The organism is Serratia sp. BNK-4, assembly GCF_048685115.1.
GTDB classification, from domain to species: Bacteria; Pseudomonadota; Gammaproteobacteria; order Enterobacterales; family Enterobacteriaceae; genus Serratia; species Serratia bockelmannii.
On the sequence record NZ_JBLQTM010000001.1, the window covers coordinates 533,711 to 555,087 of the forward strand.

At 60.5% G+C, this 21,377-nt stretch carries 20 protein-coding genes; 15 read left to right on the plus strand and 5 right to left on the minus strand.

All coding sequences use genetic code 11. From position 1 onward, the window contains the following. Window positions 1-2 precede the first annotated feature (2 nt). The 7 genes from ispD to rpoS all read left to right on the plus strand — a co-directional run bounded on the left by ispD (window position 3) and on the right by rpoS (window position 5,981). On the plus strand, window positions 3-710 hold the full coding sequence (gene ispD / locus ACMGGW_RS02470) for a 2-C-methyl-D-erythritol 4-phosphate cytidylyltransferase (protein WP_197832155.1): 708 nt from the start codon (window positions 3-5) through the stop codon (window positions 708-710). 10 nt (window positions 711-720) lie between these two features. Beyond that, window positions 721-1,194 carry a 2-C-methyl-D-erythritol 2,4-cyclodiphosphate synthase gene (ispF, locus tag ACMGGW_RS02475; RefSeq protein ID WP_004932594.1) on the plus strand — a complete coding sequence of 158 codons (474 nt, stop codon included), beginning with the start codon at window positions 721-723 and terminating at the stop codon, window positions 1,192-1,194. Window positions 1,195-1,198: 4 nt separating this feature from the next. Continuing rightward, a complete protein-coding gene (gene truD, locus ACMGGW_RS02480; protein WP_025301620.1) occupies window positions 1,199-2,245 on the plus strand; it encodes a tRNA pseudouridine(13) synthase TruD in 1,047 nt (348 codons plus the stop codon). Beyond that, window positions 2,226-2,987 (plus strand): 5'/3'-nucleotidase SurE, encoded by a 762-nt coding sequence (gene surE, locus ACMGGW_RS02485; protein ID WP_060434262.1) that lies wholly within the window; start codon window positions 2,226-2,228, stop codon window positions 2,985-2,987. Before truD ends, surE begins: the two co-directional genes overlap by 20 nt. Next, window positions 2,981-3,607: a protein-L-isoaspartate(D-aspartate) O-methyltransferase gene (locus tag ACMGGW_RS02490; RefSeq protein WP_004932585.1), complete on the plus strand. Its 627-nt coding sequence runs from the start codon at window positions 2,981-2,983 to the stop codon at window positions 3,605-3,607. The genes surE and ACMGGW_RS02490 overlap by 7 nt, the downstream gene beginning before the upstream one ends. Before the next feature lie 325 nt (window positions 3,608-3,932). Beyond that, window positions 3,933-4,928: a murein hydrolase activator NlpD gene (nlpD, locus tag ACMGGW_RS02495; protein WP_197832156.1), complete on the plus strand. Its 996-nt coding sequence runs from the start codon at window positions 3,933-3,935 to the stop codon at window positions 4,926-4,928. Between the two features lie 54 nt (window positions 4,929-4,982). Continuing rightward, window positions 4,983-5,981: an RNA polymerase sigma factor RpoS gene (gene rpoS / locus ACMGGW_RS02500; protein ID WP_004932578.1), complete on the plus strand. Its 999-nt coding sequence runs from the start codon at window positions 4,983-4,985 to the stop codon at window positions 5,979-5,981. A gap of 79 nt (window positions 5,982-6,060) precedes the next feature. Here rpoS and mutS read toward each other — a convergent pair whose 3' ends face one another. From mutS to ACMGGW_RS02520, 4 genes are all read right to left on the minus strand, one after another. After that, the gene (gene mutS, locus ACMGGW_RS02505) at window positions 6,061-8,616 is read right to left on the minus strand and encodes a DNA mismatch repair protein MutS (protein ID WP_197759248.1); all 2,556 of its coding nucleotides are present in this window, start codon (window positions 8,614-8,616) and stop codon (window positions 6,061-6,063) included. Between the two features lie 308 nt (window positions 8,617-8,924). Then, window positions 8,925-9,917, minus strand: a complete 993-nt coding sequence (locus ACMGGW_RS02510) for a hypothetical protein (protein ID WP_265527318.1) — start codon at window positions 9,915-9,917, stop codon at window positions 8,925-8,927. 30 nt (window positions 9,918-9,947) lie between these two features. Then, complete coding sequence (locus tag ACMGGW_RS02515; protein WP_197824180.1) at window positions 9,948-10,919, minus strand: aldo/keto reductase; 972 nt, start codon at window positions 10,917-10,919, stop codon at window positions 9,948-9,950. A 12-nt stretch (window positions 10,920-10,931) separates the two neighbouring features. Next, complete coding sequence (locus tag ACMGGW_RS02520) at window positions 10,932-11,732, minus strand: SDR family NAD(P)-dependent oxidoreductase (protein WP_049294839.1); 801 nt, start codon at window positions 11,730-11,732, stop codon at window positions 10,932-10,934. 106 nt (window positions 11,733-11,838) lie between these two features. Between ACMGGW_RS02520 and ACMGGW_RS02525 the strand changes: the two genes are divergently transcribed. From ACMGGW_RS02525 to chbG, 6 genes are all read left to right on the plus strand, one after another. Continuing rightward, on the plus strand, window positions 11,839-12,732 hold the full coding sequence (locus ACMGGW_RS02525; RefSeq protein WP_025301628.1) for a LysR family transcriptional regulator: 894 nt from the start codon (window positions 11,839-11,841) through the stop codon (window positions 12,730-12,732). A gap of 420 nt (window positions 12,733-13,152) precedes the next feature. Next, window positions 13,153-13,470, plus strand: a complete 318-nt coding sequence (locus tag ACMGGW_RS02530; RefSeq protein WP_004932561.1) for a PTS sugar transporter subunit IIB — start codon at window positions 13,153-13,155, stop codon at window positions 13,468-13,470. A 12-nt stretch (window positions 13,471-13,482) separates the two neighbouring features. Beyond that, window positions 13,483-14,844: a PTS N,N'-diacetylchitobiose transporter subunit IIC gene (chbC, locus tag ACMGGW_RS02535; protein WP_016929034.1), complete on the plus strand. Its 1,362-nt coding sequence runs from the start codon at window positions 13,483-13,485 to the stop codon at window positions 14,842-14,844. A 43-nt stretch (window positions 14,845-14,887) separates the two neighbouring features. Beyond that, window positions 14,888-16,273, plus strand: coding sequence for a glycoside hydrolase family 1 protein (locus tag ACMGGW_RS02540; protein ID WP_049294840.1), 1,386 nt, complete (start codon window positions 14,888-14,890; stop codon window positions 16,271-16,273). Between the two features lie 15 nt (window positions 16,274-16,288). Next, window positions 16,289-17,137 (plus strand): transcriptional regulator ChbR, encoded by an 849-nt coding sequence (gene chbR / locus ACMGGW_RS02545; protein WP_043135810.1) that lies wholly within the window; start codon window positions 16,289-16,291, stop codon window positions 17,135-17,137. A 148-nt stretch (window positions 17,138-17,285) separates the two neighbouring features. Next, window positions 17,286-18,047, plus strand: a complete 762-nt coding sequence (chbG, locus tag ACMGGW_RS02550) for a chitin disaccharide deacetylase (protein WP_049294841.1) — start codon at window positions 17,286-17,288, stop codon at window positions 18,045-18,047. A gap of 9 nt (window positions 18,048-18,056) precedes the next feature. On the opposite strand, the gene ACMGGW_RS02555 is transcribed toward chbG, so the two are convergent. Further along, window positions 18,057-19,436 (minus strand): MFS transporter, encoded by a 1,380-nt coding sequence (locus ACMGGW_RS02555; protein ID WP_043135805.1) that lies wholly within the window; start codon window positions 19,434-19,436, stop codon window positions 18,057-18,059. 243 nt (window positions 19,437-19,679) lie between these two features. Here ACMGGW_RS02555 and pncC point away from each other — a divergent pair, with 243 nt between their 5' ends. Next, window positions 19,680-20,168, plus strand: a complete 489-nt coding sequence (pncC, locus tag ACMGGW_RS02560) for a nicotinamide-nucleotide amidase (protein ID WP_060448145.1) — start codon at window positions 19,680-19,682, stop codon at window positions 20,166-20,168. A 111-nt stretch (window positions 20,169-20,279) separates the two neighbouring features. After that, window positions 20,280-21,344 (plus strand): recombinase RecA, encoded by a 1,065-nt coding sequence (gene recA, locus ACMGGW_RS02565; protein WP_004932541.1) that lies wholly within the window; start codon window positions 20,280-20,282, stop codon window positions 21,342-21,344. The last annotated feature ends 33 nt before the right edge of the window (window positions 21,345-21,377 follow it).

Genomic DNA, 21,377 nt, shown 5'->3' on the forward strand with positions numbered 1-21,377 from the left:
GCATGAATCACTCCGCAGGCACCTTTCCCTCGGTGATTGCCGTCCTGCCCGCTGCCGGTATCGGCAGCCGCATGCAGGCGGAATGCCCGAAGCAATATTTAACCATCGGCCGGCACAGCATCGTCGAACACGCTATCCATGCCCTGTTGCGCCACCCGCGCATTGAACGGGTGATCGTGGCGATTAGCCCGGGAGATCGCCAGTTCGAACGGCTGCCCATCGCCCAGGATCCGCGGGTGACCGTCACTCAGGGCGGCAAACAGCGCGCCGATTCGGTGATGGCCGGACTTAAACTGGCGGGCGATGCGGACTGGGTACTGGTGCACGACGCTGCACGCCCCTGCCTGCACGCCGACGATCTCGAGCGCCTGCTGGCGATCACCGCACACAGCAAGGTCGGCGGCATTCTCGCCGCGCCGGTGCGTGACACCATGAAACGCGCCGAACCCGGCCGCGAAACCATCGCCCACACCGTCGAACGGCAGGATCTGTGGCACGCGCTGACGCCGCAGCTGTTTCCGCTGCCGCTGCTCAAGCAGTGCCTGCAGCGCGCGCTGGATGAAGGTGCGAACGTCACCGACGAAGCCTCGGCGCTGGAGCATTGCGGTTATCATCCGCAGCTGATCGCCGGCCGGGCGGACAACATTAAAGTAACGCGGCCGGAGGATTTGGCGCTGGCGGCGTTCTATTTGACTCAGTTAGACAATTAAGGAGCGCATCATGCGTATCGGTCACGGTTTTGACGTACATAAATTCGGCGGCGAAGGCCCGTTGGTGATCGGTGGCGTTCGCATCCCTTACGACAAAGGTTTGCTGGCCCACTCGGACGGTGACGTTGCGCTGCACGCCGCGACCGACGCCTTGCTGGGCGCTGCGGCGCTGGGCGATATCGGCAAGCTGTTCCCCGATACCGATCCGGCTTTCAAGGGCGCGGACAGCCGCGAGCTGCTGCGCGAAGCCTGGAAACGTATCCGTGCCAAAGGATACCGCCTCGGTAACCTCGATATCACGATTATCGCTCAGGCGCCGAAAATGGCGCCGCACATCCCGCAGATGCGCGTCTTCCTGGCGGAAGATCTGCAGTGCCATATGGATGACGTCAACGTGAAGGCCACGACCACCGAGCAGCTCGGCTTCACCGGGCGCGGCGAGGGCATCGCCTGCGAAGCGGTCGCCTTGCTGATCAAGGAATAACCGCATGGATATGGCGAAACTGACCTGGCTGCATGGCCGGCCGCAGAGCACCGGGGTGTTGAAAGCCAATCCGGAAGACTTCGTGGTGGTGGAAGACCTGGGCTTTGCGCCGGACGGCGAAGGCGAGCATGTGCTGGTGAACATCCGTAAAAACGGCTGCAATACCCAGTTCGTGGCCGACTATCTGGCGCGCTTCGCCGGTATTCACGCCCGTTCCGTCAGCTATGCGGGCTTGAAGGATCGCCACGCGGTGACCGAACAGTGGTTCTGCCTGCATATGCCGGGCAAAGACACGCCGGATTTCTCACAGTTTGCGCTGGAAGGCTGCGAGGTGCTCTCGTTCGCCCGCCACCTGCGCAAAATGCGTATCGGCAACCTGAAGGGCAACCACTTTACGCTGGTGCTGCGCCACATTTCCGATCGTCAGGACGTGGAAAACCGTCTGCAGGCCATCGCCGCGCAGGGCGTGCCAAACTATTTCGGCAGCCAGCGCTTCGGCCGCGGCGGCAACAATCTGGTGATGGCGCGTCGCTGGGCAAACGACGAAATCCGCGTCAAAGAGCGCAGCAAACGCAGCTTCTACCTTTCCGCCAGCCGCAGCGCGCTGTTCAATCTGATAGTCGGCCGGCGCCTGGCCGACGGCCTGCAGCGCACCGTGCTGGAGGGGGATGCCCTGCAGTTGAGCGGCCGCGGCAGCTGGTTCGTCGCCAAGGCCGATGAGCTGGAGACGTTGCAGCAACGGCTGGATGCCGGCGAGTTGGTTGTCACCGCGGCGTTGCCGGGCGACGGTGAGCCAGGCACCGCCGGCAAAGCCTTGGCTTTTGAACAACAATGCTTGGCGGAACAACCGGAATTGCTTACGCTTTTAAAGCGCGAGCGTGTCGAACCCGCTCGTCGGGCCCTGCTGTTGCAGCCGCAAAATTTGCAGTGGAACTGGTGGGATGACGTTACCGTGGAACTGCGCTTCTGGCTGCCAGCAGGCAGCTTCGCCACCAGCGTAGTTCGCGAAATCATGCAGCAGGATAACAGTGATGCGGATATTGCTGAGTAACGATGACGGCGTTAGCGCCCCGGGCATTCAGGTGCTGGCGGCGGCGCTGCGGGAGTTCGCCGAGGTGCAGGTCGTGGCGCCGGATCGTAACCGCAGCGGTTCTTCCAACGCCCTGACGCTGGAGTCGCCGCTGCGCACGCAGACGCTGGCCAACGGCGATATCGCGGTGCTGCAGGGGACGCCGACCGACTGCGTTTATCTTGGCGTCAACGCATTGATGCGCCCGGCGCCGGATATCGTCGTCTCCGGCATTAACGCCGGACCGAATTTAGGCGATGATGTCATCTATTCCGGCACCGTCGCGGCGGCAATGGAGGGCCGGCACCTGGGGCTGCCCGCGCTGGCGGTGTCTCTGAACGGTCACCAACACTACGCAACCGCAGCGGCCATTACCTGCCGCATCCTGCGTGCGCTGCAGCGTGAACCGTTACGCACCGGAAAAATCCTGAATATCAACGTGCCGGATTTGCCGCTGGCGGAGGTCAAAGGCCTGCGCGTCACTCGCTGTGGTAGCCGCCATCCTGCCGATAAGGTCTTCTGCCAGCAGGATCCGCGTGGACAAAATCTCTACTGGATCGGGCCGCCTGGTGATAAATTTGATGTCGGGCCGGATACCGACTTTGCGGCGGTGGAACAAGGCTATGTGGCGATCACGCCGCTACAGGTGGATTTGACCGCCTACGCGGCGCAGGAAGTCGTGACAACATGGTTAACCAAGGCAGAGGTTAGCGGGGAATGGTGAACAAGCGTATGCAAACATTGCTGACGCAGCTGCGTCAGCAAGGGATCCGGGACGAAAAGCTGCTGAGAGCGATCGAGGCGGTGCCGCGCGAGCGTTTTGTCGACGAAGCGCTGGATCACAAAGCCTACGAAAACACTGCATTACCGATCGGCTCTGGCCAGACCATTTCTCAGCCTTATATGGTGGCGCGGATGACCGAGCTGCTGAATCTGAAGCCCACCTCAAGAGTGCTGGAGATCGGCACCGGTTCCGGTTATCAAACCGCCATCCTGGCGCATCTGGTGCAACACGTTTGTTCTGTCGAGCGCATCAAGGGGCTGCAGTGGCAGGCCAAGCGCCGCCTGAAGCAGCTCGATCTTCATAATGTTTCCACTCGCCACGGCGACGGCTGGCAGGGCTGGGCGTCGCGCGGTCCATTCGATGCGATCATCGTCACTGCCGCGCCGCCGGAGATCCCGCAGGCGCTGGTGGAGCAGCTGGACGACGGCGGCATTTTGGTGTTGCCGGTGGGCGAGCAGGCCCAAACCCTCAAACGCATTCAGCGTCATGGCAACGATTTCGTGGTCGATGCGGTAGAAGCGGTGCGCTTTGTGCCGCTGGTGAAAGGCGAATTGGCCTAGCGATTGTCTGATTTTTCGACCGTCTGCAAAATCTGTTGCACTTTCATCACGTGCGGATAAGGTTTTCTCGTTCCAATCAGGCTAATTTTCACTAGAATTGGCCTTTCTACGTAGTTGTCTTATGGTGCGGCGACGCCAATGTGGTTAGCATTGGCGCGCGTTTTGATGCTCCGGCGGGAGATGACCTGGCGTTCAGGGATCGGCCGGCGGCGCCTTTACATCGCAGAAACTGGGAAGTGGCAAAAGCTCGGCTACGATGTAAAGGGTATTTTGGATATATCACTGATATTGCTGTCATGGGGGAAGCATGAGCACGGGAAGCCCAATGATTACGTTACGCCGGGTAGCGGTGTGTACGATGGTAAGTTTGTGGTTGGCGGGTTGTACGAATACGGCCTCGACGTCGGCCCCTATCAGCAGTGTGGGCGGCGGCGCCGTTCCATCCGGCAATAATAATGGCGGAGTGCAGCAGGCCAGCCCAGAGGGCCGCATTGTCTATAATCGTAGTTATAACGCCATCCCAAAAGGGAGCTACAGCGGCGGTGAAACTTATACGGTCAAGCGCGGCGACACGCTGTTTTACATCGCCTGGATCACCGGCAATGATTTCCGCGACCTGGCTCAGCGCAACAATATTCCCGAGCCATACAGCCTGAATGTTGGTCAAACCATTCAGCTTGGTAATGGTTCTGCCAACGGCGGCGGCGGCATGTTGGCGACGACAGACGCGACCAAAGGCGGCGTTCCGAAGCCACCTTCCAGCGCCCAGATCCAGACGGCAACGGTTGATTCTCAATCAACTAACGCGTATTCTGAAAACTCGGGTAAACAGAATGTAGGTAAGATGTTACCTGCAGCAGGTGTCGCAGCGGTTGGGACCGCGACTGCGCCTGTTACCGCGCCGGAAGCCGCTCCACCCGTGAGCAGCACCGTCAGCAACAGCGCTCCGGTCAGTACCTGGAGATGGCCGACTGACGGTAAGGTTATTGATAACTTTTCCTCATCAGAAGGTGGGAATAAAGGTGTCGATATCGCCGGTTCTCGTGGGCAGCCTATCTTCGCTACCGCCGATGGTCGCGTAGTGTATGCAGGCAACGCTTTACGGGGTTACGGTAATCTAATCATCATCAAACATAATGATGATTACCTGAGCGCCTACGCTCATAACGACACAATGCTGGTCCGGGAACAACAAGAAGTGAAGGCGGGTCAAAAAATAGCCACCATGGGTAGCACCGGTACCAGTTCAGTACGTTTGCATTTTGAAATTCGTTACAAGGGGAAATCCGTAAACCCGCTGCGTTATCTTCCGCAGCGATAGATTGGGCAGAATACGCTGAGATTCTGCTCGCGGTATCACGGGTAGGAGCAGCATATGAGCCAAAATACGCTGAAAGTTAACGAGTTACATGATGATGCGGATTTCGACGAGAATGGAGCTGAGGCCGAGTCGTTTGATGAAAAAGCGCTGGTAGAAGAAGAGACCAGCGAGAACGATTTAGCGGAAGAAGAGCTGTTGTCTCAAGGCGTTACGCAACGCGTATTGGATGCGACGCAGCTCTATCTGGGTGAGATCGGTTATTCACCTCTGCTGACCGCAGAGGAAGAAGTCTATTTTGCGCGGCGTGCTCTGCGCGGTGACGTGCCGTCCCGCCGTCGCATGATTGAAAGCAACCTGCGGCTGGTGGTGAAAATCGCCCGCCGCTACAGCAACCGTGGTCTGGCGCTGCTGGATCTGATCGAAGAGGGTAACCTCGGTTTGATTCGCGCAGTGGAAAAATTCGACCCGGAACGCGGTTTCCGCTTCTCCACTTATGCAACCTGGTGGATCCGTCAGACGATTGAACGGGCGATCATGAACCAAACCCGTACTATTCGTTTGCCTATCCATATCGTCAAAGAACTGAATGTCTATCTGCGCACCGCGCGTGAGCTTTCCCATAAACTGGATCATGAACCGAGCGCTGAAGAGATTGCCGAGCAACTCGACAAGCCGGTGGATGATGTCAGCCGCATGCTGCGCCTGAATGAGCGCATCACCTCGGTGGATACGCCGCTGGGCGGGGATTCGGAGAAAGCGCTGCTGGACATTCTGGCCGACGAGAAGGACAACGGGCCTGAAGACACCACGCAAGACGATGATATGAAACAAAGCATCGTCAAATGGTTGTTCGAACTGAACGCCAAACAGCGTGAAGTGTTGGCGCGTCGTTTCGGCCTGCTGGGCTATGAAGCGGCGACGCTGGAAGACGTAGGCCGGGAGATTGGCCTGACGCGCGAGCGCGTCCGTCAGATTCAGGTTGAAGGTCTGCGCCGTCTGCGTGAGATTCTGCAGATGCAGGGCCTGAGCATTGAGGCGCTGTTCCGCGAATAACGCCGGTTGTTGAACCGCATCAAATAAAAACGGTGAGCATTATGCTCACCGTTTTTTTATGCCTGCGTCTGGCGCCTGATTACACCATATTTTTCAGCCGGTAGATCCATTCCAGCGCCTGGCGCGGCGACAGGGAATCCGGATCCAGCGCTTCCAGGGCTTCAACCGCCGGCGAGGCCTCTTCCTGCAGCAGCGTCATCTGGGTGGCATCGACGCTGCCCGACGCGGTGTGGCTGGAGATAGACTCCAGCTCGCGCAGCTTCTGGCGGGCGCGCTTGATGACGTCGCGCGGCACGCCGGCAAGCGCGGCGACCGCCAGGCCATAGCTTTTGCTGGCAGCCCCGTCCTGTACGCTGTGCATAAAAGCGATGGTGTCGCCATGTTCGAGCGCGTCCAGATGCACGTTGACCACGCCCTCCATTTTTTCCGGTAGGGTCGTCAGTTCGAAGTAGTGGGTGGCGAACAGTGTCATCGCCTTGATGCGGTTAGCCAGGTTCTCGGCGCAGGCCCAGGCCAGCGACAGGCCGTCGTAGGTGGAGGTACCGCGGCCGATTTCATCCATCAACACCAGGCTGTGCTCGGTGGCGTTGTGCAGGATGTTGGCGGTTTCGGTCATCTCCACCATGAAGGTGGAACGGCCGGAAGCCAGATCGTCCGCAGCGCCGACGCGGGTGAAGATGCGATCCACCGGGCCGATGTTGGCCTTGGTGGCCGGCACGTAACTGCCGATGTGCGCCATCAGCACGATCAGCGCCGTTTGCCGCATATAGGTGCTTTTACCGCCCATGTTCGGGCCGGTGATGATCAGCATGCGGCGCTGCGGCGACAGGGTGAGCGGGTTGGAGATAAACGGTTCGCTCAGCACCTGCTCCACCACCGGGTGGCGGCCTTCGGTAATGCGGATCCCCGGCTGCTCACTCATGGTCGGGCAAGCGTAGTTCAGGGTATCGGCGCGCTCGGCCAGGTTGGCCAGCACGTCCAGCTCGGCCAGTGCGGTGGCGCTCTGCTGCAGCTCCGCCAGGTGCGGCAGCAGCAGATCGAACAGTTCGTCGTACAGGCTTTTCTCGATCGCCAACGCCTTGCCCTTGGAGGTGAGCACTTTGTCTTCGTACTCTTTCAATTCCGGGATGATGTAGCGCTCGGCGTTTTTCAACGTCTGGCGGCGCACATAGTGGATCGGCACCAGATGGCTTTGGCCGCGGCTCACCTGAATGTAGTAGCCATGTACGCCGTTAAAACCGACCTTGAGCGTATCCAGCCCCAGCTTTTCACGCTCGCGGATCTCCAGCCGGTCGAGGTAGTCGCTGGCGCCATCGGCCAGCGCGCGCCACTCGTCCAGCTCGCTGTTGTAACCGGGGGCGATCACGCCGCCGTCGCGCACCAATACCGGCGGCGATTCAATCACCGCGCGCTCCAGCAGCTCGCGCAGCTCGTCGAACTGGCCCACCTGCGCCAGCAGCTGCTGCACGTGCGGGGTGTCCACGTCTTGCAGCAGCGCGCGGATGTCCGGCAATTGCTGGAAAGCATGACGCATGCGCGCCAGATCGCGCGGACGCGCGGTACGCAGCGCCAGGCGCGCCAAAATTCGCTCCTGATCGCCCACCTGGCGCAGCGAAGGCTGCAGATCGGCGAACAGCTCCTGCAATGCGCCGATCGCCTGTTGGCGGGCGGTCAGCACCTTGATGTCTCGGGTCGGCATGTGCAGCCAGCGTTTCAGCATGCGGCTGCCCATCGGCGTGACTGTGCGATCGAGGATCGCCGCCAGCGTGTTGTCGCTGCTGCCGGACAGACTCTGCGTCAGCTCCAGGTTGCGGCGGGTGGCGGCGTCCATGATGATGCCGTCCTGCTGACGCTCCATGGTGATGCCGCGAATGTGCGGCAGCGAAGTACGCTGAGTATCTTTGACGTACTGCAGCAGACAGCCAGCGGCGCGCAGCGCCTGGTGCGCCTGCTCGACGCCGAAGCCGGTCAGATCGCGGGTGCCGAACTGCAGGTTGAGCTGTTGGCGTGCGGTCTCCAGTTCGAATTCCCACAGCGGACGGCGGCGCAGGCCGTGGCGCTGTTCGATCAGCGCCATTTGTTCGAAGGTTTCCGGGTAGAGCAGCTCGGCCGGATTGGTGCGCTGCAGCTCGGCGGCCATGGTTTCCAGATCCTGCGGCTCGGCGACGCGGAAGCGGCCGGAGCTCACGTCCAGCGTGGCGTAACCGAAGCCGCGCGCATCCTGCCAGATCGCCGCCAGTAGGTTGTCCTGGCGTTCTTGCAGCAGCGCTTCGTCGGTGATGGTACCGGGGGTGACGATACGCACCACTTTGCGCTCGACCGGCCCTTTGCTGGTGGCCGGATCGCCGATCTGCTCACAGATGGCGACGGACTCGCCAAGCTGCACCAGCTTGGCCAGGTAGTTCTCCACCGCGTGGTGCGGCACGCCGGCCATCGGGATCGGTTCACCCGCCGAGGCGCCGCGTTTGGTCAGCGAGATATCCAGCAGTTGGGAAGCGCGCTTGGCGTCATCGTAAAACAGCTCGTAGAAGTCGCCCATGCGGTAGAACAGCAGGATTTCAGGATGCTGGGCCTTGAGGCGCAGGTACTGCTGCATCATCGGCGTGTGCGAATCGAGTTTATCGGTGCTATTCATGCGATTATTTTTCCAATCCATTGAATGTAAAAGGAACTGTGATTTTCATTGTCGTCATTCGCTATCACATTGTTTCAGCAGACGCCGCCCCTTTTAGCGCTTGCCGGGCGGCGCAAATCAAATCATCAAAACGCCAAACGGCGCGCTCAAACCCGAGGTTTGCACAGACGCTTATACTAGCCTAGCGGGCAATCGGCTGTCACAGGTAAAAATGGGAAGCGCTGCGCAAGGCCGGTTTGTAACGCAGCGAGATTGTCGTTCGCCTGCGGGCAACAACGCAAGTCGCCGCCCGCAGTGGGGCGGCGACTTTATTGCGCGGCGGTGAGAGGCAGGGGCAGTTGATAGAGGCGGAAACTGTCGGGCACTTCGGTTTCATGGCCGGGCAGCAGACGGTGGCGGATACGCGACTCGCTGACGAAGGCGCAGCCTTGCGGGGTGATAGTCAGGTTAACCGGCGACTCCATGCCTTCGCGCAAGACCTCAAGTTGGTGCATCCCTGCCGCCTTGGGTGACGGGATCCGCAGGATCCGCCCTTGGCCGCTCTGGATCCCGTTTTCCAGCACGATCAGCGCGCCGTCCGGCGCCAATCCCATTCCGTCCGGGTTTTCAATCAGGCGCGGCAGCTGCATTTCCGTCAGCTGCGGCTGCGGATCGTTATAGCTGAGGGTATAAAGCTTACCGGTGCCGAAATTGGCGACAGCCATCAGCCGATCGTCGAGCAGCACGATCCCGGCGGCGCCCAGCCCGCTGGGGGCCGCCAATCGCGCATCCTGAAACAGCGTACTGAATGCCGCTTCGCCCGGCCGCAGGCGCAGGATGCCGCCGCCTCGGGTTTCTGTCACGTACACCGTACCGTCTGCGCCGAGCACGATATCGTTGCCCATTTCCCCCGTCGGCAGCGCCAGGCTGCGGTTGAGCGTGCCATCGGCGACATTCAGCGCATAGATGCGGTTGGCGCGCGATTTGCCGCCGGAAAGGAAGTCCGGCGAATTGCCCCACAGCAACCCGCGCCGTTCGTCCAGCCGCAGCGCGTTTGAGGCGAACACCGTGTCAGCGCCAGGGAAAAAGGTTTCCCACGCTTTACCCGGCCGCTTGCGCAGCACGTTGCCGCTGGTGATCAGGCCGACATACAGCGTGCCGTCCGCCGCGCGGGCGATGCCGTTGGGGTAAAGCGCGCCGGGCGGTAGCGTCATGCTGCTTTCGGCGCAGTGGGTATTGGTGGCGGCCTGCGCCGGAGTGGTCAGGGGGAGTGCGGCGGCGAGGGTGAACAACGCTGCTCGCGCGGTAAGCGCATATGACATGTCTTCTCTCCTGGAATGACGGAAAAGGGGCTACCAGCGATCGGGGCGGGCAGCGTGCGCCATAGGCGCCTCCAGCGCGGCCACGTCTTGCGGCGATAAGCTGAGATTGAGCGCCGCCAGTGCATCCTGCAGATGGTGCGGCTTGGACATGCCCACCAGCGGCGACGCCACGCCGGGTTTGGCCAGCAGCCAGGCCAGCGCGATCTGCGCCGGTGGAACGCCGCGCGTGGCCGCCACCTCCGCTACCGCCGCGACGGTGCGTTCCACTTCGTTTCTGCCGCCGTACCAACGGGGCGCCTGTTCGTCGGTGGCGGCGCGCAGCGTGCCGGCGTTGCCGGAGCCGGCCAGCACGCCGCGGGCCAGCGGCGACCAGGGCGTCAGGCTGAGCCCCTCCTCCAGACACAGCGGGATCAGCTCCTCTTCATCTTCACGCGTCACCAGGTTGTATTGGCTCTGCAGCGAAATAAACGGCGCCAGGCGGTGCTGACGTTGAAAGGCCAGCATTTTCATCAGGCGCCAGGCGTGCAGCGAGGAGGCACCGAGATAGCGGATCTTGCCCGCCCGCACCAGGCCGTCGAGGGTATCGGTGGTTTCTTCGATCGGCGTTTCGGTGTCGAAGCGGTGCAGCACAAACAGATCGAGGTAATCCGTCCCCAGCCGCTGCAAAGAGGCGTCGACGCTCTGCAGCAGGTGCTTGCGCGACAGCCCTCGGCTGTTCGGCTGCGCGTCCATCGGAAAGTAGGCTTTGGTGGCGATCACCACGTCTTCGCGGCGGGCGAACGCCTTCAGGGCGCGGCCGAGAATGCGCTCGCTTTCTCCGCCGGAGTAAATGTTGGCGGTATCGAAAAAATTGATGCCCGCTTCCAGCGCTTCGCGGATAAAGGGGCGCGCTTCATCTTCCTTCAGCACCCAGGGGCGCCAGGCCGGATCGCCATAGGTCATGCAACCCAGGCAGAGGCGGGACACCTGCAGGCCGCTGTCGCCAAGCCGAACGTAGTTCATGGCATCGTCTCCTCAACGCATGCCGGCGATAGTGTAACCGCCGTCCACCAACAGGCTTTGGCCGGTGATGAAGCGGGCCTCGTCCGTCGCCAACCACAGCGCCACATCGCCGATGTCTTCTGATTCGCCCAAGCGGCCGGCGGGCGTATGGGCGATAAAGGGCGCGAACGCCGCGCTGTCGGCCACGCTGCCGCGCGCCATCGGCGTGTCGATGATGCCGGGGTTGATGTTGTTGACGCGGATGCCCTGGCCGCTGTATTCGAGCGCCACCGCGCGGATCATCGCATCGAGCGCGCCTTTGCTGGCGGAGTAGCTGGATGAGCCGGCCAGCGCGCCGTGGGTCAGCCAGGAGGAGGTGTTGATGATCACGCCGCCTGAATGCTGTGCCAGGAAGGTTTCAATCTCGTATTTCATCGCCAGCCAGACGCCTCTGAGGTTAATGGCGATCACGCGGTCAAAATCCTCGCTGCTCTGTTCGGTGATGGGGGCGAAGTTGCCGATGATGCCGGCGTTGTTGAAAGCGACGTCGAGCCGGCCGTAGTGGGCGGTCACTGCGGCGAGCAGCCTACGGATATCGTCTTCCAGGGAGACGTCGGCCACGATGGGCAGGGCGTCACCGCCGGCCAGCGCGATATCGCGCGCCGTGGCTTCGATCTCCGCCGCGCGCCGGCCGACCAGCGCGACTTTGGCGCCCTCGCGGGCATAGGCCAGCGCCGCAGCGCGGCCGATACCGGTACCGCCGCCGCTCACCAGTACGACTTTGTCTGCCAGACGGCGCGGCGTTTCATGGGTTGGAGCTGTAGCATTAATCATCGCATCGATACCTGGTAATGGGTTCGATCGCAATGCTATGTTGTTAGATGACGGATAACTATCCGCTAAAAATTCATCTCACTATTAGATAATTTATATCAATAGCATGAAGAAACCCGAACTGTCCGGCCTGGCGGCCTTCGTGGCTATCGCCAGTGAACGCAGCTTCCGCCGCGCCGCCGCCCGATTGGGCGTGACGCCGCCGACGCTGACCCACACCCTGCGCGAACTGGAGGCGCAGGTGGGCATTCGCCTGCTGAACCGCACCACCCGCAACGTCTCGCCGACGGAGGCCGGAGAGCATCTGCTGGCGCAGCTGGTGCCGGCTTTTACCGACATCGACGCCGCGCTCGAGAGCCTGAATGCGTTTCGCGAAGGGCCGCGCGGCCTGGTGCGCATCAACGCGCCGCGTTCTGCGATCGATCTCGCCATCGTGCCGCATCTGGGGCGGTTGGCCAGCGAATACCCCGGCATTACGCTGGAAGTTGTGGCGGACGAGGGGTTCGCCAATATCGTCGAGCAAGGTTTTGACGCCGGCATCCGGCTCGGTGAGGACCTGCATAACGATATGCGCGCGGTGCGCCTGACACCGGATCTGCGTTTCGCCATCGTCGCCACGCCGGACTATTTTCAGCGGCACGGCGAGCCGACGCATCCGCGGGATTTACTGCAGCACCGTTGCATCGGTTGGCGCAAAGCCTCTTCAGGCGAGCGCTACAAATGGGCTTTTCAGCAGGGGGAGCAGCGATTTTCTGTGGCGGTTAACAGCCCGTTGATACTCGATGACGGCAGGATGATGGTGCAGGCGGCGCTGGCGAACGTCGGCATCGCTTTTGCCATCGAGCAGGAGGTGGAAGAATACCTGGCGAGCGGGCGGCTGCGGCGGGTGCTGGCCGACTGGTGTACGCCGTTTCCCGGTTTTTACCTCTATTACCCCAACCGCAGGAACCATTCCGTGGCGCTGGCCACGGTGATCGAGTTGCTGCGTCTGCCCATGTAATCCTCTTTGCCTGCTGCCGTCGCGTTCGGATGGCAGCAGCCGAATCAAGCTTGAACTATTTTTATTCCCTCGCCGTTTGTTCAGGCGCAAATAACCTCTTAAATTCCCAGCGAGTTCATAACTTGCTGTTTATAATTGTCATTTGATTATTTATTACGAATATTCTGAGTTTTTATCGGTTGTTTGAGAGCCCGGTCACACTATTTTTTTGTGCGAAATGTGAAGAGGGTCAATCCATCAGGTCAATGAGAGACGGTTCTGTCTCCTTCTGGCTTACCGATCCTTTTTTCATGCTCCGTATACTGTCTGTAACCAGGGCAACGTGACGGAAATTTTCATAAGGAATGTGCGTGAAGCAATCGTGATTGCATCTGGCATACAAATAACACCGGGTTTTTTTGATTATCTGAGGTGCTTGGTATGGAAAAGAAAAAAATCTATCTGTTTTGTTCTGCCGGTATGTCCACTTCCCTGTTGGTATCAAAAATGAAGGCGCAGGCCGAAAAATATGAAGTGCCGGTGATCATCGCCGCCTATCCGGAAGCGCTGGCCGCGGAGAAAGGCGTTGAAGCGGATCTGATCCTGCTGGGGCCGCAGATCGCCTACACCCTGCCGGAAGTGCAGAAACAGCTGCCCAATAAACCTGTTGAAGTCATCGATCCGCTGTTGTACGGCAAGGTCGATGGGCTGGGCGTACTGAAGGCCGCGGTGGCCGCCATCAAGAAAGCCAATCAATAACAGGAGGCCGCCGTGAATACCCTCATTGCCTCGCTCGAGAAGGTTATCCTGCCTTTCGCCGTAAAAATCGGTAAGCAGCCCCATGTCAACGCCATCAAGAACGGCTTTATCCGCCTGATGCCGCTGACCTTGACCGGGGCGATGTTCGTGTTGATCAACAACGTGTTCCTGAGCTTCGGCGAGGGATCGTTTTTCTATTCGTTGGGTGTAAGGTTGGACGCCTCCACCATCGAGACGCTCAATAGCCTGAAGAGTATTGGTGGCAGCGTTTATAACGGTACGCTAGGGATCATGTCCCTGATGACGCCGTTCTTTATCAGCATGGCGTTGGCCGAAGAGCGCAAGGTCGATCCACTGGCCTCGGCGCTGCTGGCGGTGGCGGCCTTCATGACCGTCACGCCGTTCAACGTCGGCGAGGCCTATGCGGTGGGCGCCAATTGGCTGGGCGGCGCCAACATCATTTCCGGTATGGTGATCGGGCTGGCGGTGGCTGAGATGTTTGCTTTCATCGTACGGCGCAACTGGGTGATCAGCTTGCCGGACAGCGTGCCGGCTTCGGTGTCGCGCTCTTTCTCGGCGCTGATCCCCGGTTTCATCATCCTCTCCATCATGGGGCTGGTGGCGTTCGCGCTGGCGCACTGGGGCACCAACTTCCACCAGATCATCATGGACGGCATTTCGGCGCCGCTGGCCAAGATGGGCAGCGTGGTGGGCTGGGTTTACGTGCTGTTCTCCTCGCTGCTGTGGTTCTTCGGGGTGCACGGCTCCATGGCGCTGGCGGCGCTGGACAGCGGCATCATGACGCCGTTCGCGCTGGAAAACGTGGAGCTGTACAACAAATACGGTTCGGTCGAAGCGGCGGTGGCCGCCGGCAAAGAGTTCCATATGTGGGCGAAACCGTTCGTCGACTCCTACATCTACCTTGGCGGCACCGGCTCGACGCTGGGCCTGATCATCGCCATCTTCATCGCCTCGCGCCGCGAAGATTACCGCCAGGTCGCCAAGCTGGCGACGCCGTCCGGCATCTTCCAGATCAACGAACCGATTCTGTTCGGCCTGCCGGTGATCATGAACCCGGTGATGTTCATTCCGTTCATCCTGGTGCAGCCGGTACTGACCATTATCACCTCGCTGGCTTATTACTCCGGGCTGATCCCGCCGATCACCAACATTGCGCCCTGGACCATGCCGGTCGGCCTGGGGGCATTCTTCAACACCAACGGCAGCATCATGGCCATGTTGCTGAGCCTGTTCAACCTGGCGGTCGCCACCGTGATTTATCTGCCGTTCGTGGCGATCTCCAACAAGGCGCAGAGCCAGATCGACGCGGCGACGGAAAGCGAAGAAGACATCGCCAAGGCGCTGAAATTCTAACTGTGGAACGGGGCGGCGCGGCCGCCCCGCGAGGGACACGAGTATGGAATATCAATTTGCCGACGGGTTCTGGTGGGGCAGCGCCACCTCCGCGCCGCAGTCTGAAGGTGCGGCAGCGCGGGACGGCAAGAGCCGCAATATCTTCGATTATTGGTACGAGATCGCGCCCGAGCGCTTTCACGATCGGGTGGGGCCGGCCGAGGCCTCGACCTTTTACGACCATTTCCGTACCGATATCGGGCTGCTCAAAACGCTGGGCCACAATACCTTCAGAACCTCGATTTCGTGGTCGCGGCTGATCCCGGACGGCGACGGCGAGGTGAACCCGCAGGCGGTGGCCTTCTATAACGCGATGATCGACGAGCTGCTGGCGCAGGGCATCACCCCGTTTATCAATCTCTATCACTTCGATATGCCGCTGTGCATGCAGCAGCGCGGCGGCTGGGAAAATCGGGCGGTGGTCGAAGCCTATGCGCGTTATGCCGACATCTGCTTCGGTCTGTTTGGCGATCGGGTTACCCACTGGTTCACCTTCAACGAGCCGATCGTGCCGGTGGAGGCCGGTTACCTGAATGACCTGCATTACCCTTGCGTGGTGGATTTCAAACGGGCGATCACCGTGGCGTATCACAGCGTACTGGCGCACGCCATGGCGGTGCAGCGTTTCAGAGCGCGCGGGCTGCCGGGGAGCATCGGCATTATTCTGAATCTGAGCCCGACCTATCCGCGCTCCGACGCGCCGGAGGATCGGCAGGCCGCACACGACGCCGATCTGCTGCTCAACCGCAGTTTCCTCGATCCGGTCGCCAAAGGGCGTTATCCGGCGGCGTTGCTGCACTTGCTGGAGCGCCATGGGCTGATGCCCTACTGCGAGCCGCAGGATGCGCCGCTGATCGAAGGCGGCGTAGTGGATATCCTCGGCGTCAATTACTACCAGCCGCGCAGGGTACAGGCGAAAGCGGGGCGTCGTGCCGAGGGGCCGATCGCATCGCCGGAGGATTTGTTCAGTTACTATGCAATGCCGGGCCGCAAAATCAATCCGCACCGCGGCTGGGAGATCTACGAGAAGGGGCTGTACGACATCCTGATGGATCTGAAAGAGAACTACGGCAATCTGCCTTGTTATATTTCCGAAAACGGCATGGGCGTCGAGGGCGAAGAGGCGTTTATCGGCGCCGATGGGCGGGTGGAGGACGATTACCGCATCGACTTTATTCGCGAGCATCTGAAGTGGCTGCACCGCGCGCTGGCGGAAGGCTCGCAGTGCAAGGGCTATCATCTGTGGACCTTTATCGACTGCTGGTCCTGGCTGAATGCCTACAAGAATCGTTATGGGCTGGTGCGCTTGGATCGGGCAGATCAGCGCCGCACCATCAAGAAAAGCGGCTACTGGTTTGCCGAGGCGGCCAGACGCAACGGGTTTGACTAACGGGAGGCCGGTGCCGTGTCCGATAACCGAATTTCGCTGAGTGCCAACGACGTGAAGCTGATTCGCGAGCAGGATTTCTTTAACTGCAAAGATTTTCACCTGTTTATCTACAACAAGGTGGAAAGCGCCACCGGGCTGCATCAGCACGATTATTACGAGTTCACCATCGTGCTGAGCGGCAAATGTTATCAGGAGATCAACGGCAAGCGGGTGCTGCTGGAACGCGGGGATTTCGTCTTTATCCCTATCGGCTCCTACCACCAGAGCTTTTACGAGTTCGGCGCGACGAAAATCTTCAACGTGGCGGTCAGCAAAGCGTTCTTTGAAGAGCACTATTTGCAGCAGCTGCCGCGTTGCTTTGTCGCCTCGCAAGCCTACAGCCTGAGAAGCGAGTTCTTGGCCTACATCGAGTCGGTGGTGAGTTCGCCACAGTTTCGCGAGGATGACTTCGCCGAATTTCTCGAAACGCTGACTTTCTATGTGATCAGCCGTATTCGTCACTATAAAGAAGACAATGACGGCGGCGATGATATCCCGCAGTGGCTGAAGAACACCCTCGCCGGCATGCATGACAAGGCGATGTTCGGCGAAAGGGCGTTGGCGAACATGGTGGCGCTGTCGGGGAAAACCCAGGAATATCTGACCCGGGCGATGCGGCGCTACTACCAGAAGACGCCGATGCAGGTGATCAACGAGATCCGCATCAACTTCGCCAAGACGCAGCTGGAGGTCACCAACTATTCAGTTTCCGATATCGCCTTTGATTCTGGCTATGGCGACGTCAGTCTGTTCATTAAAAACTTCAAGCGGCTCACCGACGTGACCCCAGGCAACTACCGAAAAAAGTGTTACGGCCCTCTTTAGGGCCGCTCCCGATCAGTATTAACGCCGATATGCCGATGAGCTTTAGGTCGCCGGCCGGTTAATCATTCGATTTTTACCTTCGAGAAGGGGAATGCCGCGCCGGTCGGTCGGCTTTTCCTTGCCGAAAATTCATCCTGCGGGAGCCATTATGGAAAAACTACTGATCGTGAATGCCGACGACTTCGGCCTGAGCAAAGGACAGAACTACGGCGTCGTCGAGGCGTATCAGCATGGCGTCGTTTCCTCCACCACGGCGATGGTGAACGGCGGCGGCGCCCAGCACGCGGCGGCGCTCAGCCGGCAATATCCGGGGTTGCCGATCGGGCTGCATTTCGTTTTGACCCATGGCAGGCCGCTGGGCGCCATGCCTTCGCTGGTCAATGAGCATGGCGAGCTGGGCAAATGGCTGTGGGGCCGCGCCGAGGCCGGCGAGCTGCAGCTGGACGAGATTCAGGAGGAGCTGCAGCGCCAGTTCACGCGGTTTGTGACGCTGTTCGGCAGGGCGCCAACGCATATCGACAGCCACCACCATGTGCATATGCAGCCGCAGATTTACCCGCTGGTGGAGGCGTTTGCACAGGCACAGGGTCTGCCGCTGCGCCTCGATCGCGAAGAGGCGAAACGGCGCGGTATTGCGTTGCAGACGCCCTACAGCACCGACGCGTTTGACGCGGGATTCTACGGTGAAACGATTTCCGAAGCCTTGTTCCTGCAGAGGTTGGCACGCGCCGACGCGCAGGGCGCCGAGTCATTGGAAATGATGTGCCACCCGGCGTTCCTCGATGCGACGATCCTGCAGAGCAAATACTGCCACCCGCGGCTCGTCGAGCTGGATGTGTTGACCGCGCCGACGCTGAAAGCGGCGATCGCCGAACGCGGTTTTATGCTGGGCTCCTTCCAGGATCTGTAGCACCACCGTTTACAGCATGGCGTGCGCCTTTTTCAGGCCGGTGTCCTCTTGCGGATCGGCTCCCTGAGGCAAGGGTTCCTCCTCCTGTTCTTCGGGCTGTGGCTCCTCGACATCGGGCGCCGCTTCCGGCGGCGGCATGGTGTCGTGAATGATCTGCTCATCGAAGGTCGGATTGAGCGCCGGCGACAGCGGTGAACTGGCGAGGCTGTCTGGCAGCGCAATGTGCGGCACCGGCGCGTCCTGTGCCAGCTGCGGTTCCTCCGCTTTCGCCGTACGGCCGAGGGCCGCCAGCAGTACGCCGCACAGAGCGAAGAAGGCGTACAGGATATTGCCGCCAAGCGGCTCGATCAGTGCGCCGACCGCCAACGGCCCGATGCTGGCGCCGACGCCGAACGCCATCAGCAGACAGGCGGCCAGCGAGACGCGGCGCTCCGGCTCGATCAGATCGTTGGCCAATGCCACCACCAGCGGATAGAGCGTAAACTGCAGCATGCTGACGACGAACCCCACCGCCAGCAGCAGCGGGAAATCGATGTGCGGCAGCAGTGCCAGCGGCAGCGCCGCCACGATCAGCAAAATGGCGTTGAAGCGCATCAGCAACGGGCGGTTATAGCGATCCGACAGCCAACTGAGCGGGAACTGCGCCACCAACCCGGCGAAGATGGCCAGCGCCATGAACAGGCCGGTTTGCTGAGTGGTTAAGGATTGCAGGCTGGCGTAGACCGGCGCCAGGCCGTAAAACGAGCCCACCACCATGCCGATCACCAACGTGGTGGCCAGCACCTTGGGAATGGCGCCGACAAAGTAACGCAGCTCCATCGGGGCCGGCGACATGTGGCGCGCATTGGTGCGGGTGGTGAGAGCGATCGGCACCAGACAGAGCGCGAAACACAGTGCGATCACCAGCAGCGTGGTGATGCCCAGATTGCTTTGCAGCATCAGCACGATCTGGCCCAGCGACATGCCGAGATAGGTCGCCGCCATATAGAAGCCGAACACCATGCCGCGCTGGTTGGATTCCGCCTGGTCGTTCAGCCAGCTTTCCAGCACCATATACTGGCACATCATGCACAGCCCGATCACCAGACGCAGCGCGACCCAGGCGGGAATGAACTCCGTCAGGCCGTGCCCCAGCACCGCGGCGGTGATGATGCCGGCGCAGGCCACGTAGGCGCGGATATGCCCGACGCGGGCGATGAGAAAGTGGCCGACCTTGCCGCCGATCACCAACCCGATGTAGTTGGCGGCGATGATAGCGCCGATCAACGCGCTGCTGACGTGGATGGAGGTCAGCCGCAGCGAGACGTAGGTGGTGAGCAGGCCCGAGCCCAACAGCAGCAGCAGGGTGGTGGTGTACAACGGCAAAAATACGCCCAACGTTTTTTTCACGCTATCATCCTAATCTCTTCTGGTGCGCCCTGAGGCCGCCGCCGCAGCGTGCCGCCTCCGTGATGTTCCTTGTGCTGGTGCGCCGCCGCTCGATGGGGCGCTTCTTTTGATACTAGCAGCTTGGCTGGGCGCTTAAAACCGCACCTCCTGCGAGGCGCTGCGCATTTCTGCGCGCCAGCCGCTGCAGCGCCTTGATAAATGCTACTATCGGGCGCATATACCTGAATTCGCGAGGGAGGGATTATGAGTGAAAACCAACTGCGTCAGCTCAGCGTGCTGGCAGGGGAGAAACTGAAGGCTCAGGGCCGCTGGATCACCTGTGCGGAATCCTGCACCGGGGGGGGGATCGCCAAGGCCATTACCGATATCGCCGGCAGCTCCGCCTATTTCGATCGCGGTTTCGTCACCTACAGCAATGCGGCAAAGCATGACCTGCTGGGGGTGAGCGAAGCGACGTTGGCGGCGCACGGCGCGGTCAGCGAAGAGGTGGTGCGCGAGATGGCGATAGGGGCGCTGCGGGCGGCGCAGGCCGATCTGGCGCTGTCGGTGAGCGGCATCGCCGGCCCGGACGGCGGCAGCGCGGAAAAGCCGGTCGGCACCGTGTGGTTCGGTTTCGCCGGCAGCGATGGCCGGGGGCTGTCGCGCAAGATGCAATTCGAGGGCGACCGCGATGCGGTGCGGCTGCAGGCGACGATTTTCGCGCTGCAAACCGCCATCGACGAATTTTTGTAAATTAGGCTTGATACTGTATGACCATACAGTATAATTAGTGACATTTCCTGCACAACATACATTCAGTGGCAGTGTGGGGTAACACCGGCATTGCGAAACGAAGGAGCAAAAATGGCTATTGATGAGAACAAGCAAAAGGCGTTAGCTGCAGCACTGGGCCAGATTGAGAAACAGTTCGGCAAAGGCTCCATCATGCGCCTGGGTGAAGACCGCTCCATGGACGTGGAAACGATCTCCACCGGCTCACTGTCACTCGACATCGCTCTGGGCGCCGGCGGCCTGCCGATGGGCCGCATCGTCGAAATCTACGGCCCGGAATCGTCCGGTAAAACTACCCTGACGCTGCAGGTGATCGCCGCTGCGCAGCGCGAAGGCAAAACCTGTGCGTTCATTGATGCTGAGCATGCGCTGGATCCTATCTATGCGAAAAAGCTGGGCGTTGATATCGACAACCTGCTGTGCTCCCAGCCGGACACCGGCGAGCAGGCGCTGGAAATCTGTGATGCGCTGACCCGCTCCGGCGCGGTTGACGTCATCATCGTCGACTCCGTGGCGGCGCTGACGCCGAAGGCGGAAATCGAGGGTGAAATCGGCGATTCGCACATGGGTCTGGCGGCGCGCATGATGAGCCAGGCGATGCGTAAGCTGGCCGGCAACCTGAAAAACGCCAATACCCTGCTGATCTTCATCAACCAGATCCGTATGAAGATCGGCGTGATGTTCGGCAACCCGGAAACCACCACCGGTGGTAACGCCCTGAAGTTCTACGCTTCGGTACGCCTGGATATCCGTCGTATCGGCGCCATCAAAGAGGGCGACGAAGTGGTGGGCAGCGAAACCCGCGTGAAAGTGGTGAAGAACAAAATCGCTGCGCCGTTCAAACAGGCTGAATTCCAAATCATGTACGGCGAAGGCATCAACAGCCGTGGCGAGCTGGTCGATCTGGGCGTGAAGCACAAGATGATCGAAAAAGCCGGCGCCTGGTACAGCTATAACGGCGAGAAGATCGGTCAGGGCAAGGCGAACGCCTGTAACTTCCTGAAAGAAAACCCGGCTATCGCCGCCGAGCTGGATAAGAAACTGCGCGACTTGCTGCTGCACAGCGGCGGTGAGCTGGTGGCTGCCTCCGGTGACGACTTCGAAGATGACGAAGCGGAAACCAGCGAGCAGTTTTAATCGCTGAAGATGTGCGCCGCCGTTTATGTGGCG